19 protein-coding genes are annotated in these 17567 nt (G+C 40.0%); 11 read left to right on the top strand and 8 right to left on the bottom strand.

Translation table 11 applies throughout. The features are described 5' to 3' along the window. Positions 1-43 precede the first annotated feature (43 nt). From H5183_RS17595 to H5183_RS17585, 3 genes are all read right to left on the bottom strand, one after another. On the bottom strand, positions 44-2293 hold the full coding sequence (locus H5183_RS17595; protein ID WP_182732316.1) for an aminotransferase class V-fold PLP-dependent enzyme: 2250 nt from the start codon (positions 2291-2293) through the stop codon (positions 44-46). A 178-nt stretch (positions 2294-2471) separates the two neighbouring features. Then, complete coding sequence (locus tag H5183_RS17590; protein WP_145240991.1) at positions 2472-3545, bottom strand: AI-2E family transporter; 1074 nt, start codon at positions 3543-3545, stop codon at positions 2472-2474. Further along, the gene (locus H5183_RS17585) at positions 3538-3756 is read right to left on the bottom strand and encodes a hypothetical protein (RefSeq protein WP_145240993.1); all 219 of its coding nucleotides are present in this window, start codon (positions 3754-3756) and stop codon (positions 3538-3540) included. Before H5183_RS17585 ends, H5183_RS17590 begins: the two co-directional genes overlap by 8 nt. A 136-nt stretch (positions 3757-3892) precedes the next feature. On the opposite strand from H5183_RS17585, the gene H5183_RS17580 reads away from it, so the two are divergent. Genes H5183_RS17580 through H5183_RS17560 form a run of 5 tightly spaced genes read left to right on the top strand, consistent with a single transcriptional unit; the run spans position 3893 to position 7437 of the window. After that, on the top strand, positions 3893-4558 hold the full coding sequence (locus H5183_RS17580; protein WP_145240995.1) for a hypothetical protein: 666 nt from the start codon (positions 3893-3895) through the stop codon (positions 4556-4558). A 1-nt stretch (position 4559) separates the two neighbouring features. Next, positions 4560-6020, top strand: a complete 1461-nt coding sequence (locus H5183_RS17575; protein ID WP_145240997.1) for a M48 family metalloprotease — start codon at positions 4560-4562, stop codon at positions 6018-6020. A gap of 54 nt (positions 6021-6074) precedes the next feature. Next, entirely contained in the window at positions 6075-6422 is a 348-nt protein-coding gene (gene arsC / locus H5183_RS17570; RefSeq protein ID WP_145240999.1) for an arsenate reductase (glutaredoxin), read from the top strand. Then, positions 6422-6976, top strand: a complete 555-nt coding sequence (gene wrbA / locus H5183_RS17565; RefSeq protein WP_145241001.1) for an NAD(P)H:quinone oxidoreductase — start codon at positions 6422-6424, stop codon at positions 6974-6976. Before arsC ends, wrbA begins: the two co-directional genes overlap by 1 nt. Further along, entirely contained in the window at positions 6973-7437 is a 465-nt protein-coding gene (locus H5183_RS17560) for a DUF2069 domain-containing protein (RefSeq protein ID WP_145241003.1), read from the top strand. The genes wrbA and H5183_RS17560 overlap by 4 nt, the downstream gene beginning before the upstream one ends. A 131-nt stretch (positions 7438-7568) precedes the next feature. Here the strand turns inward: H5183_RS17560 and H5183_RS17555 are convergent, their stop codons facing one another. Both H5183_RS17555 and H5183_RS17550 read right to left on the bottom strand, forming a co-directional pair. Beyond that, positions 7569-8906: an ankyrin repeat domain-containing protein gene (locus tag H5183_RS17555; RefSeq protein ID WP_145241005.1), complete on the bottom strand. Its 1338-nt coding sequence runs from the start codon at positions 8904-8906 to the stop codon at positions 7569-7571. Positions 8907-9166: 260 nt separating this feature from the next. Next, a complete protein-coding gene (locus H5183_RS17550) occupies positions 9167-9763 on the bottom strand; it encodes a phospholipid-binding protein MlaC (protein WP_182732315.1) in 597 nt (198 codons plus the stop codon). A 238-nt stretch (positions 9764-10001) separates the two neighbouring features. Between H5183_RS17550 and H5183_RS17545 the strand changes: the two genes are divergently transcribed. Together H5183_RS17545 and H5183_RS17540 are read left to right on the top strand one after the other, a co-directional pair. Beyond that, entirely contained in the window at positions 10002-10544 is a 543-nt protein-coding gene (locus H5183_RS17545) for an acyloxyacyl hydrolase (RefSeq protein WP_145241009.1), read from the top strand. Positions 10545-10598: 54 nt separating this feature from the next. Next, the gene (locus H5183_RS17540) at positions 10599-10745 is read left to right on the top strand and encodes a DUF2897 family protein (RefSeq protein ID WP_145241011.1); all 147 of its coding nucleotides are present in this window, start codon (positions 10599-10601) and stop codon (positions 10743-10745) included. 39 nt (positions 10746-10784) lie between these two features. Here H5183_RS17540 and metE read toward each other — a convergent pair whose 3' ends face one another. After that, a complete protein-coding gene (gene metE, locus H5183_RS17535) occupies positions 10785-13058 on the bottom strand; it encodes a 5-methyltetrahydropteroyltriglutamate--homocysteine S-methyltransferase (RefSeq protein WP_182732314.1) in 2274 nt (757 codons plus the stop codon). Between the two features lie 289 nt (positions 13059-13347). On the opposite strand from metE, the gene H5183_RS17530 reads away from it, so the two are divergent. After that, positions 13348-14235: a LysR family transcriptional regulator gene (locus H5183_RS17530; RefSeq protein ID WP_145241014.1), complete on the top strand. Its 888-nt coding sequence runs from the start codon at positions 13348-13350 to the stop codon at positions 14233-14235. 52 nt (positions 14236-14287) lie between these two features. Continuing rightward, positions 14288-15052 carry an ElyC/SanA/YdcF family protein gene (locus H5183_RS17525; protein ID WP_149982829.1) on the top strand — a complete coding sequence of 255 codons (765 nt, stop codon included), beginning with the start codon at positions 14288-14290 and terminating at the stop codon, positions 15050-15052. Between the two features lie 34 nt (positions 15053-15086). On the opposite strand, the gene H5183_RS17520 is transcribed toward H5183_RS17525, so the two are convergent. After that, positions 15087-15839, bottom strand: a complete 753-nt coding sequence (locus tag H5183_RS17520; protein WP_149982830.1) for a Nif3-like dinuclear metal center hexameric protein — start codon at positions 15837-15839, stop codon at positions 15087-15089. A gap of 150 nt (positions 15840-15989) precedes the next feature. Here H5183_RS17520 and H5183_RS17515 point away from each other — a divergent pair, with 150 nt between their 5' ends. Next, a complete protein-coding gene (locus tag H5183_RS17515; RefSeq protein ID WP_145241020.1) occupies positions 15990-16361 on the top strand; it encodes a hypothetical protein in 372 nt (123 codons plus the stop codon). A gap of 33 nt (positions 16362-16394) precedes the next feature. Here H5183_RS17515 and H5183_RS17510 read toward each other — a convergent pair whose 3' ends face one another. After that, entirely contained in the window at positions 16395-16868 is a 474-nt protein-coding gene (locus H5183_RS17510; protein ID WP_182718429.1) for an HPP family protein, read from the bottom strand. A gap of 99 nt (positions 16869-16967) precedes the next feature. On the opposite strand from H5183_RS17510, the gene H5183_RS17505 reads away from it, so the two are divergent. Next, the gene (locus tag H5183_RS17505; protein ID WP_145241024.1) at positions 16968-17555 is read left to right on the top strand and encodes a TetR/AcrR family transcriptional regulator; all 588 of its coding nucleotides are present in this window, start codon (positions 16968-16970) and stop codon (positions 17553-17555) included. The last annotated feature ends 12 nt before the right edge of the window (positions 17556-17567 follow it).

Here is a 17567-nt window from a genome sequence, read left to right as displayed (position 1 = left end):
GCCTTATTTATTATCTGTCAATTGCCAGTCTTCTGCCCTGTTATTATAACAGCGCCATTCCACCGCTGAGATTATACACGTCAGTAAAGCCAAGCTGAGATAAGTTAGTTGCCGCTTGTTTTGAACGATTACCACTGCGACAAAGTAAAATATATTTACCCTGTGGGTTCAATTGCCTGTCCACTAATGCATTTGCCATTCTACTTAGCGGAATATTCATCACTCGCGCAGGGCTAACTGCAAATAACTGAGGAATATTGTTTGCCCCATGTTCATATGGTTCACGGGTATCAATTAAATATACATCGCTTGCAGTTAACATATCTTTTGCTTGCACGGCGTTCAGTTCGTAAGCTCTACTGTATTTTAAACTGTCAGCATAACCACACAAAGTTGCAAATTTACATAAATTGTCTTCATCGCTGCGCTGCTTGTTGTTAGCAAATTCAGTATCACTTAGTTCATTGTTCAATAATGAATGCAATAACGGCGTTTGCTGCTGTTGAACTTGCCAATTAATAGCAAAACATTGCTGGTAGTCATGACCAGAACAAATAACTGTCGACTCTGCTAAGCATGTTGATAGTTGACGTAATGAGTGTGCCATAGCTAACGCATCCCCACCGTCAATTGCAGTATTACCAAGCCCAGCAGGCAGCAGCAAATCACCGCAAAAGCAAAATAGCACTTGTTGAGAGTTGTTACACCGCAATAAATAACTAACACTATCTTGGCTGTGCCCGGGTGTTGCTAAGCGCTCAATGGTGCATTCAGGTAATGCAATACTCGTTTGCTGCACTGGCCACCCCAATTCATGCTCGTCTTGCAAACTGAATTTTAAGGCCTGAGCCAACAATGTAGTCGCACAGCATCGCTCTTGATGGGCATGTGTGTCTAAAATGGCTGCTACCGTTAAATTTTGTGTGTGTACTATTTTTTCAAGCCGCGGGATAAGCTCAATAATTGGGTCAATGATCACTGCTTGTTTATCTTGACTGACATACAACCAACAACACGCACCTTGATGTCTAAATTGTGTTAACCCTAATGCACACGCTTCTTGCTGTGGTGATGACGAATCTGAAACCACCAAACAATTAGCTTGTAATATTGGTTTAAGTGAACGAATACGCGCACAGGCAGTGGTTATTTCAGCCTGTGTTGTCGCCGGTCCAAATGATAAACGTATTGCATTTTCACTACGCCAATCACTCACGCCCATGGCATCTAACACAAAACTACGATTTGCGCCTGAGCTACAGGCTGAGCCACCACTGATACGAATACCTGCCGCATCGAACAAATCCATCACTTCTTTACTACTGAGTTCATCAACAGCAAAATTTAACGTTGTTGGTACTGACAATGCAAAAGTATGATTAAAGGTTATATTACCAAAGGTATCTACTAAAGCCTGATGTAATTGTTCACGATAGCCGTTTAACACATCGATTGATTTAAACGTATCGTTTGTTTTATCCAGCAATAAACAAAACAGTTTGTTAAGACCTGCTATACCTGGCAGGTTTTCAGTACCGGAGCGCATGCCACTTTCTTGACCACCACCGGCAATAAATGGCGTATAAGCACTGCCTTGACGAATATACAACACGCCTATACCTTTCGGCGCGTAAAGTTTATGGCCTGAAAATGGCGCGTAGTCAATCGTTGTATCACTAAGGGCCAATGCGGTTTTCCCTAGCGCTTGTACGCAATCCACCATCCACGCAACTTCCGTGTTATGTGCTCGTATTACCTTTTCAATCGCTTTTAAATCTTGATAAACACCGGTTTCATTGTTAACCGACATGGTACAAATCATCAGTGCATCACCAGCGTGTTGAGCAATAAAATCTAAATCTAAAAGGCCATCACTCGATACCGGGATCGCAAGCACGGTTGCGTTTATACCCAATACGGCATTCCAATGTATTAATGTATTAGGTACTGCTTTATGTTCAGTCGCGCCATACAGTAATACTGGATTTGGTTTAGCATGATCTTTAGCTGCTATGAGCGTAGACACGACAGCTGTTTGAATTCCTTCGGTAGCCCCAGAAGTGAATAAAATATCCCCCTGCTGTGCACCTATCACATCACGTGCTTTTTGACGTGTTTGCTCTAATAAGTGTTTAGCTTGAATACCGGTAATGTGTGAAGAAGAAGGGTTACCAAAGCAGATTTGCATAGTATGCGAAACAACCTCTGCAATACAAGGTAGCACCGGTGTTGTTGCGTTTGCATCAAGGTAAATTTGTGACGATGAGTCAGTAGGTAATATTAAATCAGACATTAAAAAACGCACCATATTACTAAAAGATATATCTTATAACCCATTCTACATAAAATTAATGGGCCGCGTAAGAATCAATTAGTCTCTCAGGTGCGTTTTCTATACCATTTGATACTATACCCAAAATACCTAAATCTTCAGGTGATTTAGGTATAAAGCTAATTAACCAAAGTTCGTGTTAGCTATGCTCAATCAGTTGTTCTTCTTGTTTCGTTGACCAAGCATTGAGTAAGGCTTTTACCAATGACGCTAGTGGAATTGCAAAAAACACGCCCCAAAAACCCCATAAGCCACCAAAAAACAGTACCGCAACAATAATAAATACCGGGTTCAGATCAACCGCTTCAGAAAATAGTAACGGCACCAGCACATTACCATCTAATGCTTGAATAATGCCGTAGATGATCAGTATGGTCCAAAACTGGGTTTCTAAACCAAATTGAAATAATGCCACGGCCGCAACAGGTATGGTAACAAGTGCCGCACCCACAAAAGGGATCAATACTGATAAACCCACTAATACGCCCAATAGCGCTGCATAGCGTAAATCAAAAATAGTGAACGCGATAAACGATACTGAGCCTACAATCAAAATTTCAAACACCTTACCACGAATATAATTCATGATTTGTTGGTTCATTTCGTGCCATACCTGCAGGATTAAGCGTCTTTGTTTTGGAACGAGTTTTTCTGCACTTCTGATCAACTCCAGCTTATCTTTGAGCATAAAGAACACCAGTAATGGTACTAAAATAAGATAGATCAACCACGCCACTACATCTTTTAATGATGTCAACGAGACCGACAATAGTACTTGGCCAAACTCAATTGCTTTGGCTTCAACGCTGCTGACCACTGATTGTACTTGCTCTGCATTAATCAAACTGGGGTATTGCTCAGGCAAGTGCAGTAGAAAAGATTTTCCCTGTTCTATCATGTGCGGGCTTTCTTGCACTAAATTACTTGCTTGCTGCCACAGTATTGGACCCATGCCGATCACTAAGGTCAGCATCAACCCTGAAAAAATTAACATCACAATAATAGTGGCAGTAAAGCGGTGTAAGCCAAAACGCTCTAAATGCGCAACTGGCCAATCAAGCAGATAAGCAATCACTAAAGCAATCAAAACAGGTACAATAAGTGCACCAAAGAAATAAAACATCGCCATTAAAGCGAGTAATAAAAACAATAGAGTTACTGAATGTGGATCTGAAAACTTCCTTTCGTACCAAATTTTTACATATTCAAACACGATTTAGCTCCACGATTAACAACCCACGTTGTTGATCTAATTTGTACGGATAATGATTTTTTAGCAAAAAGCGCTCCATATCTTGAGTTGGTTGATCCACTAATAATGTAAACTTTATCGGTTGCGCAGTTGCTAACGCTTGGCGTAAAGTCAACTTAAACTGGATAAATTGCTGCGGACATTTGAATCCGCGCAAGTCTTGCTCTAGCATAACCAATTATCTGCCCTATAAAAATGAATAATAATACGGTCTTTGTCAGCGTTGTTAATAACAAATGTAACTTTTTCTTAAAACACGCATCGCAATAGTTTATCCTTATAGCATAGTTAGTAGTAAGGATAAGTTAATGTCTGGCACGCATAATAAAGCGCAACTACCGAGTAATCCAACTCTTAAAGAAATTAACTGGTATAAAAAACAAATAAACTGGGGCGAACTTCCGCCCTTCTATCACCTTGTCGCCTCATCAGTGAGCGAGTCAGAGGGGATATTAGAACATGGTTTTGATAATGCCGTAAAAAAAATAATTGATAGGCGCAATTGGAACCTCGATTTACTCGGAGGTCATGAAGACGCTCTTGGAGAGATATATTGTGAAAACAAGCCAAGAATTGCGCTGCACCAAGTATTTACCGACCGGGGCTTTGAATTATGGGCACTGCCTTATGCAAAAGACGTTACAATAGATAAATACGTAAAAGATAACCGCTTTATAGAGTTTAACGAGTGGGATCCAGTGTCAATGAAAAGTTTGATTCGGATTAATCAATTACATAAGTTTATTGGCTTTTACTTTGAGCGTGGTGACAAAGCAGATAAAGCACTTATTCTTCATGCGCACAAAGTAGTACATAAAATCATTAGTTTTTTACAACGAGAATTGAACGTTGTAAAGCTAGATGGGGTCACAATCAAAGAATTGTATCAATTGTGCGAACGAGATAGCAGAGCATGCAGTGATGAAATTGACATTGCTAAACTCATGCTAGGTGAAGATCATAACAAGGAATAAAATGCAGCTTAAATCAGCCTTTATTACATTACTCACTACACTTTTAACTTTTAGTGTGCTGGTAAGTGAGCCATTAAAGGCACAAACTAATTTTACATTACCCGATCTTGGTACTTCAGCATTGCAAGCTTTGCCTCTAGAAAAAGAGCAAGCAATCGGGAAAGTAATGATGATGCAAATTCGTGGCTCATCACCGGTTGTTAATGATCCTGTGCTTGATGAGTATTTAACAACGATCGGCCACAAGCTGGTTGCTAATGCAAATGATGTTCGCTTTCCGTTTTCATTTTTTTGGATCAACAATCCGGAAATAAACGCATTTGCTTTTTATGGTGGCCATGTTGGGGTACACACCGGTTTAATTGCACAGTCCGATAACGAAAGTCAGTTTGCCTCAGTACTTGGTCACGAAATTGCCCACGTTACCCAGCGCCATCTTGCACGTCGCATGCAACAACAACAAGATAACAGCGCCCTCACTATTGCCGGTATGATTGCCGGTATTTTAGCATCAGTTGTGTCACCAGATGCCGGTATCGCGATTATCTCAGCTAGTCAAACACAAAGCGCATTTAGTCAACTCACTCACAGCCGTTCAGCTGAGCAAGAAGCCGACCGAATTGGTATGCAAACACTCAATAATGCAGGATTTGACCCATACGCATCCAGTGAATTCTTAACCAAACTTGCTGCGCAAATTCGTTATAAATACAAGCCACCGGCCTTTTTACTTACTCACCCATTACCTGAGAGCCGCGTGTCTGATGTGCGCTTGCGTGCACAGCAATTTGAAAAACGCCAACTTCCGGATAGCTTAGAATTTAATCTTGCCAAAAGCCGCGTGATTGCTCGCTACCACCAAACACCAGAAGCAGCTGAAAATTTCTTTAGAAAGCTCATACGTGAAAACAGTTTTTATAACAAAACAGCGCTTAATTATGGCTTGGGTATTAGTTTATTGGATCAAAAAAAGCTCGATGAAGCGGCGCCTATTTTAGACGAACTTTTAAAGTCTGATCCTAAAAATTTATTCTACATTGATACGCATACTGATCTACTGATAGCACAAAAAAAAGCCGCCGAGGCAGTAAAATTTTTAGCCGCATTGCATGAAAATCGTCCTAACAATCAAGTTATTACCTTAAACCTTGCCAATGCAGCACTTGAAGCTGAGCAATACGATGTTGCAGTGCAAATATTAAAATCATTTTTACTCGAAAAACCTGAACATAATTTAGGCATGCAACTTCTTGCAGATGCCTATAAAAAGCAAGATAACTTAGCCGCTTATCATGAAGCAAATGCCGACGTTCTTGCACAATACGGCGCCTACTTAAAAGCCGCTGACGAAGTACAAAAAGCACTCAACTTTGTAGAACCGCAAGAGCTAATTAAACAACAACGTCTCAAAGCATTGTTAACGCAATACCGACAAATGCAAAAAGAGCTCGCAAGGCTTTAAGTCTGGTGCTGCTTGCCCTAAAATAGCCTTACTTTATCTAATTGGATTGTTACTATGTCTGTTACTATTTTTCATAATCCACGTTGTTCAAAATCGCGTGAAACATTAGCTCTACTTGAACAAAAATCGATTCAGCCAGAGATAATCGAATACTTAAAAACTCCACTGAATCATGAGCAAATCAGCATTTTAGTTAAACAGTTAGGGTTTTCTTCAGTTCGTGAACTAATGCGCACTAAAGAAGATATTTACAAAGACCTAGACCTTAAAAATGAGCATGATGAAAACGTACTCATTGCAGCCATGGTTAGCAATCCAAAATTAATTGAGCGCCCTATTGTGGTAAATGACAATAAAGCCGCTCTGGGTCGCCCACCAGAAAACGTACTAAGCGTACTTTAATGAGCGTCACTATTGTTGTGTTGTATCATTCAAGTCACGGCTCTGTTGCAGCCATGGCACATGAGATTGCAGAGTCGATTGAATGCCAAGGCGGTACTGCACTGCTAAGAACCTTTGTAGCAAGAGAACCTCACGATATTGTGATCAGCAAAGATGACTTAATCCAGTGTGATGGGTTAGCATTTGGCACACCTACTCGCTTTGGTATGATGGCCTCACAAGCCAAAGCTTTTTGGGAAACCACCAGCGACTTATGGTTAAAAGGGCAATTAATAGATAAACCAGCCTGTGTATTCTCATCATCAAGTAGCATGCATGGTGGCAATGAAGCAACGTTGCTTAATTTGTCACTGCCGTTATTACACCACGGTATGCTGTTAATGGGTGTGCCGTATGAAGTACCTGAGTTACTTGCCACACAAACCGGTGGCACTCCCTATGGTGCAAGCCATGTTGCTGGTGCACAAAATAGCGCGCAATTAAGTAAAGACGAAATTAAAATTTGCCAAAGCGTTGGCCAACGCTTAGTTAAAATTACGAGAAAATTACAATGACATCGCACAGCGATTTAAACCCACAACTGACGCCGAAAAAGGCTATCACTATCCGTTTTCAACGTATTGCAATAATTGGTTATATTGGCTTGTTACTGCTGATGCCACTTTGGTTGTTTTTATTAGAGCCTAGAGAAGGTCATAGCAATGGATTTATTTTTGTTGTGTATATTCTGCCGCTTTTACTGCCGCTAAAAGGCATCATTCAAGATAAACCTTATACGTATGCGTGGGCAAACTTTATCGTTATGTTTTATTTTATTCACGGTTTTACCCTACTGTGGGTCGCACAAGAACAACTAATATGGGTCGTTTTAGAGCTGCTGTTCGCCAGTATGATGTTTATTGGTTGTACTTATTATGCACGTCACCGCGGTCAAGAGCTGGGACTAAAAATTCAAAAACTAAAAGATGAGTTAGCAACAGAAAAAGCGGCTCATGAATTTAATAAAAAAGACTAAAGTTAATACCAAACGACTTAAATATTTAACCATTCTAGCGAGCTAAATGGTCAGTAACTTAACACGATTGGTATAACAACTAAAAAACGCGCTTAATTAGCGCGTTTTTGTCTACGGTGCATGCAAGAAGCTTAAACAACTTCACTTAACGTTGCCAATGCCACAATACTTGCTAAGCCTAGCTGCCCAACTAAACTGATCAATGAGCAACAACGCAGTACAAATAACCCCCATGGGTGTTTAATATGCGGGTATAAAGCGCAGCGCTTCAAACTCATTGCAAAAAAGAAGCAAACTATAGCTAATATAGTCAAGCAAAGCGTCAACTCACTTTTAATCGCAAGTGTATCATCAAAAAAGAAAAACAACTGTAGCGGCAACAATAAAGTCACGATGGCATGTAAGGCGTGAACTTTTTTGATCCGCGAAAATTGTCCATCCGGCGATAATTCTTTAATACCAAAATCACGCTCTAAGCATTTCACTAACTGACTGGCTTTAACACTCACTGCTAAACGATAACAACTTAAGCCATCACAGTTACGAACACGAAAGTCATAGCCAGACTTCAATAATAGCACCATCAAAGGTTCATTTTTTGCTAGTACCGCATAATGTAAAGCACTGTTACCAAGGGCATCACGTTGTTTTTTATCTTGTTTATCTAATAAGGTTTGTACTAAATTAACAAACCCTTTTTCAACTGCCCACATAAAGGCCGTTTTACCATTTTCATCCGCCAACGTGCCTGTTGCACCTTGCTCTATAAAACGCATCGCCATCGTTTGTTTAGCTGTGTCAAAACGCAAATGCGCCAACAGTGCTTGTTCTAATAGCACCACTGAGTCAACATCTGGTGATACTTGGGTCAATAAGGTGAAATAATCCTTTCCACCAGCAACTTTTTTCGCCGCTAATTCACTTAACGCATTAACGTCATCGATTGAGTCAGGTATAAAGGTGCTAAAACGTTCACGAAAATCAACTTCTTTCCACAGTGCCAAAGCATCTTCAGCACTCATTTTACTGCCCGCATTGAGCGCATACTCGATGATTGTAAAATAGCGTTTTGAGAATAACTGAGATAATAACGTAACGGGTGTTTCTATCGTTGTTTGTGACGCTACAGCTGCATATTTTTCAAGGCGTTGGCAAAGTAATAGCACTAAACTCTCTGGGCTATACTCGTTATCAAAATAGTAATCTTTAGCTGCCGAAATATACTGTTGAGCGGCTTCATCATATTCACAGATATGTTGGAAAAAACACTCTTCAAATGGCTCAAGGGGAGTTAACCAGGTTAAATAATAGATAGGCGGTAGCACAGTGGTACACACGCCATTGTCTTCTTCAGTCGAGCGACAAGCCGGCCATGCTTCTAAAGCGTCTAAAATAAATGCACCGTTTTGCTCAATAAGTCCTTTGACTAATAACGGGTATTCTTTAGGCCAAATAAGTACATTTTCCATTAAAAAAACACAACTCCAGTGTCTATCTTGCTCGGTACAAAGGTCAGTAAAAGAGTTTAACAACTACAAACTGACACTGCGCTTAATATAATTTTAAGTACCCCAGTAAATTAGTGATACCAGTGGGTATGTAAGCGCTTATTCTAGCATACCCAAAACCACACGCTATAGCCAAACCGTGTGATTTTAAAAGAAAATAACAAAGCACCATGCAGTTAACACTGCATGGTGCTTTAGGTTGGAGACTTACTTGGAAATGATTACTTACTGTTAAGCTCAGCTGTCACTTGGTCAAGGCCAACTTCTGAAATTCGTTGAATAACTTCTTTTTGCTTTGCACTGAGTAACGAAATACCTTCAGCGACAATATCATATACTTTCCAGCTACCATCTTTACCTTGGCGAAGCTTAAAGTGTAAGTCAATCGTTGGCGCATTATCTGCAATAATTTGCGTCTTAACCGTGGCAAACTCACCCTCTGCAGCATCGTTACTCTCTTCGAATTTTATTTCTTGCCCGGTATATTTCATTAATGCACTAGCATAGGTAGTGGTTAAGTAATGCTCCACTGCACTTATAAATGCAGTCGCTTGTTGGCGATCGATACCTTTAATGTGCTTACCTAATAATTTATAGGAAACAAATTTAACATCTATATTAGGCATTAAATACTGATCAACAATGTGTGCCATGTCACTTTTACTCGCTGTGCCTTGGCTGTTTATTTTGCCAATTTCACTAAACAGCTGATCGCCTACCTGAGTTAATAACTGATTAGGTGACTGTTGTGTTTGCGCAAACAAGGAAGCACTAAAAACTAGCGCGATTAATAATAAATAACGATCAAGTGAAATCATTGTTGATAAGTCCTAAGTAAATCTTGTAGCGTAATTTACGCTGTTCATAAGAGATTAAAAAGCCTCAAAATAGCACCTTATTAGTGCCAGCACGGCATCAATTGATTTAATCTTTTTATTTCATATTGTTAGCTAAGCTCATGCAATAACACACAGAGTCTGTGAATTTATGCCACTTGAATTAGCCTCCCCCACGCCCTTATTTTGTAAATAACGTTTTCATCTAAAGAGCTTTACCATGTTATTTAAAACATTAACTGTATTGATTTTATTATCTATTTCCATGTTCAGCAGACTATCTTATGGTGCGCCCTATACACTTTCCCCTCATGGCTATGCCATTGATTACATTCAGGGGGAAGGTGATGTTAAAGGCTTAAAATTGGCATACCAATACCATGCTCCGGCACTACAATCATTAATTGAAAATACCCATATTTACTTAGAATCAAGTATTAATATTTGGGAATACGGCGCAGATAATAGCCATCAGACAAATGTTGTCCTTGCAATGTCCCCGGTATTTCAACATCTGATCAGCTCAGTGCGCGGTATTCCTCTGTATTTCGAAGCCGGCATAGGAATTTCATTAGTCAATGACACTCACTTCGCCGGCAAAAATGTGAGTACCCACTACCAGTTTGAAGACCGACTAGGCTTTATTGCTGATTTTGGAAAAACCAAAGCTGCGGTGCGTTATTTACACTATTCAAATGCAGGGTTTAAAAGACCAAACCCAGGTCTTGATTTTATTTCGCTGTCGTTTTCTAGACGTTTTTAACCCTAGAAATCTTTGCTACACTGAGTACTTATAAATGACTCATTAGAGATCACCATGCAAATTTGGCATATACTCATCATCATCTTAGTGTTGGCAATCATTATCGGTAATATTTTGCTGATCAAACACTCAGCAAAAATGGATTTTAAAAAACCAACCGATGAAGATGAACTAAAATCAGAGCAACAAAAAAAGCCCTAACTAAGTTTTGTTAGGGCTTTACATCGTAGGAGATGTTCTTTACTGCAGCTCCTCACGCAGCTCTTTGGTTGCTTTAACCATATTATCAAGAGCTTGTCGCGTTTCTTCCCAACCACGGGTTTTCAAACCACAGTCCGGGTTTACCCATAAACGCGCAACCGGTATTTTTCGTGCGGCTTTATGGATCAACGTTTTCATCCATGCAATATCCGGTACATTCGGAGTGTGAATATCATATACACCTGGACCAATATCATTTGGATAATCAAAATTCTCAAATGCTTCAAGTAGTTCCATGTTAGAACGTGAGGTTTCAATGGTGATCACATCGGCATCCATATCTGCAATCGCGGCAATAATACCGTTAAATTCGGCGTAACACATGTGAGTATGAATTTGTGTTTCATCTTTCACACCGCTTGCTGAGACCCTAAATGCATACGCTGCCCATTCTAAATATGCTTGCCATTGGCTACATTTAAGCGGCATACCTTCACGAAATGCAGGTTCATCAATTTGAATAATATCAATACCGGCATTTTGTAAATCGACCACTTCATCACGTAACGCAAGTGCAATTTGATTAGCGATGGTGGGTTTGTCTAAATCATCACGAATGAATGACCAAAACAGAATAGTTACAGGACCTGTTAGCATGCCTTTCATTTTCTTACTCGTCAGCGACTGTGCGTATTTTGTCCACTGAACCGTCATCGCTTGTTCACGTGATACATCCCCCCAAATTACAGGTGGTTTCACACATCGCGAGCCGTAGCTTTGCACCCAACCAAACTGGGTAAATGCAAAGCCTTCTAGTAGTTCAGCAAAGTATTCAACCATGTCATTGCGCTCCGCTTCGCCGTGCACTAACACATCTAAATCAAGCGCCTCTTGCTCTTCAACAGCGTAGCGAATTTCTGCTTTCATTTGCCTTTGATAATCATCCGCAGATAATTCACCGGCTTTATAATCACGGCGTGCTTGACGGATTACTTGAGTTTGTGGAAATGATCCTATCGTGGTGGTCGGCAGTAGCGGTAAATTAAGTGCTGCATGTTGTTTTTCAATACGTTGAGAAAATGCATGATTACGCTTACCGTCTTTTGCGGTGAGTGCAGTTACACGCTGTTGTACAGCTGTATTATTTACACGAGTAGAGGTTAAGCGTGCTTTAATAGGTGCTGAATAAGCAACGAGCTCACTGCTATCATTGCTTTCAAGCGCGGCTTTTAATAATGACAACTCTTGGCCTTTTTGTTTTGCAAATGCAAGCCATGAACAAAGCTCATCATCGAGCTTTTCTTCTTGCTCTAAATCAACCGGTGTATGCAGTAAAGAACAAGATGGAGCAAGCCATAGATTATCACCGCGCTTTAGCGCAATGTCTTTTATGCTATTAAATACAACCTCTAAATCAGTACGCCAAATATTACGGCCATTTACTACGCCTAATGATAAAACTTGATCTGTACTTAATAATATATCTAGTTTTGCAACATCAACATTTGTTGCAACACAATCAAAATGTACGCCATCAACGGGGTAACCTGCAATATCATCAAAGTAGGCAGTGACTGAGTCAAAATAACTAGCAAGTAACAACTTCACGCCTTGACCTGCAAGTGCACGAAAGCTTGTTTTTAATGCCTCTTGATAATCTTCTGTCAGCTCTAAACCTAATATAGGCTCATCAACCTGTACCCATTCAATCCCTTGCTGCGCTAATTTAGCGAACACGTGTTGATAAACAGCTAATAGTTTTTCAAGTAAGCTAAGTTTATCAAACTCCTCACCTGCACATTTTGCTAAGTAAAGATAAGTGACTGGGCCGACCAATACTACTTTTGCATTGTGCCCCAATGCTTGTGCTTGAGTAACTTGCTCGAATAACTCAGTCCAGGTTAGTTGAAACTGCTGATCATGAGTTAGCTCTGGAACTATGTAATGATAATTAGTATTAAACCACTTTGTCATTTCGCTTGCTGCACATGAACAACCGCTTGGTGCGCGACCACGCCCAATACGAAATAATGTATCAAGATCAATGCTACCATCCGCTTTTTGATGACGCTTGGGCACTGCGCCAATCAATAAAGAGGTAGATAACACATGGTCATACCAAGCAAAGTCACCTACCGGTAATAAATCAATCCCAGCATCTGCTTGAAGAGCCCAATTTTCTGCGCGGATCGTCTTACCTTGTTCAAGCAACTGCGCTTGGCTGATTTTACCAGCCCAGTATGATTCTACTGCAAATTTTAGTTCACGCTTTCTACCTATGCGAGGAAAACCTAAGTTATGTAATTGTGCCATGTTGAAATTCCCTTCCAGCTGTTTAGATAGCTAAAACCATAAACCTATACCTGACATCAAACAATTGATGCTTCCTCAGTTTCAACTTGAGGTAAATTCATGGAAATATTTTTTTGCAAACTCAAAAAACGCAATGATAACGCTGTCAAATATGATGCTATAGTATGTTTGTAAATTTCACGTAAAAAAATGGGGTTTATAGCCATCTAGACGTTGATGCATCTTAATTTAAGGCGTATTATGGCTGTAATCTGAGTTAAACTCACCTTTACCATGAGAATTATTAAAGATGATTGATGTAAAACACTTAAAGACCATCGCAACCTTGAAAGAAACCGGTTCCTTGGTAAATACTGCACGCGAATTATTTTTGACTCAATCCGCTTTGTCTCATCAAATCAAAGATTTAGAAAACAAACTTGATTGCCAACTATTTGAACGTAAAACTCAACCGGTGCGCTTTACCCCACAAGGTATGCTATTACTTGAACTTGCCAGCGAAGTACTCCCGCGTGTTGAAGCAACCAAATGCCGTTTAAAAGAAAGTCTTAATCAACCAATTTCACAATTACGACTTAGTGTTGAATGCCATGCTTGTTTTCATTGGTTATTACCAACAATTAAAGAATTCAATAACTTTTGGCCTGATATCAAAGTTGATTATGAGCGCGGCTTTAGTTATGACGCTATTCCTGATCTGCTCAGTGATGAATTAGATTTAGTACTCACTTCAGACATTCGTGAACCAGATAAACTTGAATACGCACATTTATTTGATTTTAAACTTAAATTAATTGTTGCTCCTGATCATGAACTAGCGAAAAAAGCCTATGTAACGGCACTTGATTTGAAAAACGAGACGATTATTTCGTACCCTATTCCACGAGAGCGTCAGGATATCTTCAAACATTTTATTCAAAATGCACGTTTTGATGGCACCTTGAAAACCGTAGATCAGGGCTTGCTCATTTTTCAGCTTGTCAGTGCCGGAATGGGGGTTGCAGCATTACCGGATTGGTTAGTAACACCATATGAAAGCCAAGGACTCATTAAGTCGATTCCATTAGGCGCGCTGGGATTAACCCGTCCAATGTATTTAGCCATGAAAAAGAATATGAAAGATAACCCAGTGTATCGCCACTTTTTAAATACCTGTAAGTTAAATAACGGTCGATAAAATAGGTTTAACCCAGTAGCATACAGAAAACCCCTTTATGTGTGCTACTGTGATGTTTGAACTGAAAAAAATCCTCGGTGCAATGCTGATGCCATTGCCTCTGTTTGCTCTACTGTGCTTTGTTTGCTTATTAATCGCACTGCGTACCAAGAAAGTCAGCGTATTTATTGGTTTAATCGCAATCACCAGTTTATTGCTGATTAGTACCCCTTTTATTGGTCAAAAAATAATTGCTCCAAATTCACAGTTAAAGTATATTTTTGATACAAGTAAACAGCCGATACTCGATAAAATAGTGGTACTTGGTTGTGATATAAATCCTAACCCAAAACTTAACGCCAATAGCCAACTTGGTAATTGTGCTAAAAGCCGCCTAATCGAAGGTATGCGCTTAGCATATGTGTACCCACAAGCTCAACTTATTGTTTCAGGTGGCGGTTACAATAAAGTGACCAACAGTAGTTTGATGCAACAAACCGCGATAAGTTTAGGTATTGATGCGCAGCGTATTAAACAAAATCCTACGGCTATGGATACCGCCGATGAAGCACGGCTTTTAGCACCTGCTCTAGTTGATTTTAAAGTTGCACTGGTAACTTCGGCAAGTCACATGGCACGAGCAAAAGATCTATTTAATAGCCAAGGCGTTGATGTTATTCCCGCCGCCACTGATTTTTACGATTTCTCAGCGTGGCCTCATCACAAACAATATATTCCGAGTGTTGAAGTATTAAAGGCAGTCACAAGTTATTGGCATGAAGTAATCGGTAGTACGTGGATAAGTGTGCGCCGCTGGATTGATCCAGAAGCGCTTTAACATCTCACTCACTTAAAGTGAAGTAGCTGGCAACTCAAACTGGGTTGTCTATATCAATAAAGGTTACATCAAAGCCATGTTGCTCAGCCAATAACTCACCGAGCGCTTTTATGCCATAGCGTTCGGTGGCGTGATGGCCTGCGGCAAAAAAATCGATCTTTTGCTCACGAGAACTGTGAATGGTCTGCTCTGAAGCCTCGCCTGTTAAATAGGCATCAATCCCCTGGCTAGCAGCCAAATCAATATAACCTTGACCACCTCCAGTACACCAAGCGATGGTCTCAATTAGCTCATCACGTACTAGGCTAACCAAAGGTTCACGAGCGAGCACTGTTGATATTTTTTGTGCAAATTGCTCACCACTCATTGGGATTTTTAAACGCCCTTTGACTGCGACACTATTTGCTACAGGCTCCAAACCATCGAGTATTTCTAAATCAAGTAGCTGTGCTAATTGCGCGTTATTACCGATTGCTGGATGCACATCAAGAGGTAAATGATAGGCAAATAAATTGATATCATGATTAAGTAACGCAGCTATGCGACGCTTTTTCATACCGGTAATAGGTTGCGCTTCACCTTTCCAGAAGTAACCATGATGAACCAATATTGTATCTGCGCCATGTGCAATTGCAGCATCGATTAATGCTTGACTAGCAGTGACACCTGTAACAATTTTTTTAATCTGTTCACGTCCTTCGACTTGTAGCCCATTTGGGCAAAAGTCTTGAATAGAATCAGGTCTTAAAATGGTATTTAGTAATTGGTTAAATTCTCTGCGCTGCATTTTTTTATTCCAGATTAGCGTTAAATTTTGTGCAAATTTTGGCGTTTATAGGGCTAAAATGGAAGGAAAATCGCAAAAAATTGAAAAGTAAGTCAAAAATAGGTATAAATAAATATTCTCAATCTGTGTTTACAACGTATAGGGCCTCTGATGAGCAAACTAGACAAAACAGAAGTATTAAATGCCTTTGAAGCAGCATACCAAGCAGCCAATGGTAAGAAACCTGAAATCACCAGCAAACCTGGTTGGTACAGCATCGACGGCGGCAAAAACTTGCGCCTTGCAGAAGTTGCTGAATTAACAGAGCAGCTAACTTCAGGCGATACGTCTGCACAACCTGCAGCAACAGCACCTGCTAAGAAAACTAAAACTAAATCAGCAGTGCCAGCTAAAGCAGCTGTTAAAAAACCACCATTTACTATAACAACAGCTAATGAAGAAGGTTACACTGCCGAAGAGTTTTGGATTGTGTACCTAGCTAAAAAAGATCACGATTGCCGCTTACCTCGCGGTGTTGTGTAATAACTTTAGACTCATAGCATAAAAAAACCGCTTTTAAGCGGTTTTTTTATGGCCAACAACGTTGAGTTTTGTATTCAACCACCCTGATATATACCCACAGATAACAATAAACACGGTACCAACAAGAACTGGCATAATCAAAAAGTCCCAACTTTGACCACTGACCATAATCAAAATAGGGTTGGCCCCTGCTGCAGGATGTATGGTGTTAGTCAACATCATTACGGTCACAGCTAATCCAGTCGCAATAGCAATACTGATCGGATCCACGCCTATAAAACTAATAAAAGCCAAACCTATCACGGCAGTGATGAAATGCCCTACAATAACATTTTTTGCTTTTGCTAAAGGGCTGTTTGGTACACCAAACACCAGTACCGCAGTTGCGCCAAATGGTGCCATAAGCCATACACCATAATTCCCTAAACTTTCTAAATATGCTAATACCGAAAGTGTCAGTGCTGAAAAGATACCCGCGATAACGGCTTTGTAAAATACATCATTCATTAATATTACTTCCTCCAAAGGTAGACCGACTTGTCTACATTTAGATGATAGACAAGTCGGTCTACTTATGTCAAGCTTACTTTTTGACTAGGAGCAACCATGGATAAACGTACCCAGATAATTAATACCGCACTCAGTGCGTTCTATCAAAGAGGGATCCATGCGGTAGGCATTAATGAAATACTTAAAGAAGCAGGTGTTGCAAAAAAAACGCTTTATAATCATTTTGTCAGTAAAGATGAGTTGATCTGTGCGTGTTTAGAGCTCAGAGATCAGCGCTTTAATCAGTGGTTGTATGAACAATTAGAAAACTGCAATACCCCCTTCGAAGTGGCTGATGCACTTTTTAGCGCACTCTCCGCTTGGATAGACAATAAAGTCTCTGAGCTTGGACCTTTTAATGGCTGTTTTTTTATTAATACCGCAGCGGAGTTTCCACACAGCGAGCACCCTATCGCGATGCTTTGCAAAGCACACAAAGAATCAGTTTTACAGTTATTGTTCGATAAACTCTCACACACAGAACAACTTAAAGGTCAGTTAGAAAAAACCATACAGTTAGCACAATTATTAATGACCTTAAAAGAAGGTATGATCTGTCAGGCTAGAGTGACGCACTCCAGTAATACACTAATGCAAGACCCAGTATTATTACGCCAACTTATACCAATCGTGTTAAGTTACTGACCATTTATAGCG

Source organism: Pseudoalteromonas sp. SR44-8 (assembly GCF_014163635.1).
In the GTDB taxonomy this organism is placed as follows: domain Bacteria; phylum Pseudomonadota; class Gammaproteobacteria; order Enterobacterales; family Alteromonadaceae; genus Pseudoalteromonas; species Pseudoalteromonas rhizosphaerae.
This window is presented reverse-complemented; position numbering and strand designations above follow the sequence as displayed.

Bases quoted from the DNA above. Each gene is read 5' to 3' on its own strand.
- H5183_RS17545 (WP_145241009.1), top strand. From the start codon at position 10,002: ATGTTATTTAAAACATTAACTGTATTGATTTTATTATCTATTTCCATG.
- H5183_RS17595 (WP_182732316.1), bottom strand. From the start codon at position 2,293: ATGTCTGATTTAATATTACCTACTGACTCATCGTCACAAATTTACCTT.
- wrbA (WP_145241001.1), top strand. From the start codon at position 6,422: ATGAGCGTCACTATTGTTGTGTTGTATCATTCAAGTCACGGCTCTGTT.
- H5183_RS17555 (WP_145241005.1), bottom strand. From the start codon at position 8,906: ATGGAAAATGTACTTATTTGGCCTAAAGAATACCCGTTATTAGTCAAA.
- H5183_RS17550 (WP_182732315.1), bottom strand. From the start codon at position 9,763: ATGATTTCACTTGATCGTTATTTATTATTAATCGCGCTAGTTTTTAGT.
- H5183_RS17505 (WP_145241024.1), top strand. From the start codon at position 16,968: ATGGATAAACGTACCCAGATAATTAATACCGCACTCAGTGCGTTCTAT.
- H5183_RS17530 (WP_145241014.1), top strand. From the start codon at position 13,348: ATGATTGATGTAAAACACTTAAAGACCATCGCAACCTTGAAAGAAACC.
- H5183_RS17580 (WP_145240995.1), top strand. From the start codon at position 3,893: ATGTCTGGCACGCATAATAAAGCGCAACTACCGAGTAATCCAACTCTT.
- H5183_RS17575 (WP_145240997.1), top strand. From the start codon at position 4,560: ATGCAGCTTAAATCAGCCTTTATTACATTACTCACTACACTTTTAACT.
- H5183_RS17585 (WP_145240993.1), bottom strand. From the start codon at position 3,756: ATGCTAGAGCAAGACTTGCGCGGATTCAAATGTCCGCAGCAATTTATC.
- H5183_RS17560 (WP_145241003.1), top strand. From the start codon at position 6,973: ATGACATCGCACAGCGATTTAAACCCACAACTGACGCCGAAAAAGGCT.
- H5183_RS17525 (WP_149982829.1), top strand. From the start codon at position 14,288: ATGTTTGAACTGAAAAAAATCCTCGGTGCAATGCTGATGCCATTGCCT.
- H5183_RS17540 (WP_145241011.1), top strand. From the start codon at position 10,599: ATGCAAATTTGGCATATACTCATCATCATCTTAGTGTTGGCAATCATT.
- arsC (WP_145240999.1), top strand. From the start codon at position 6,075: ATGTCTGTTACTATTTTTCATAATCCACGTTGTTCAAAATCGCGTGAA.
- H5183_RS17520 (WP_149982830.1), bottom strand. From the start codon at position 15,839: ATGCAGCGCAGAGAATTTAACCAATTACTAAATACCATTTTAAGACCT.
- metE (WP_182732314.1), bottom strand. From the start codon at position 13,058: ATGGCACAATTACATAACTTAGGTTTTCCTCGCATAGGTAGAAAGCGT.
- H5183_RS17515 (WP_145241020.1), top strand. From the start codon at position 15,990: ATGAGCAAACTAGACAAAACAGAAGTATTAAATGCCTTTGAAGCAGCA.
- H5183_RS17510 (WP_182718429.1), bottom strand. From the start codon at position 16,868: ATGAATGATGTATTTTACAAAGCCGTTATCGCGGGTATCTTTTCAGCA.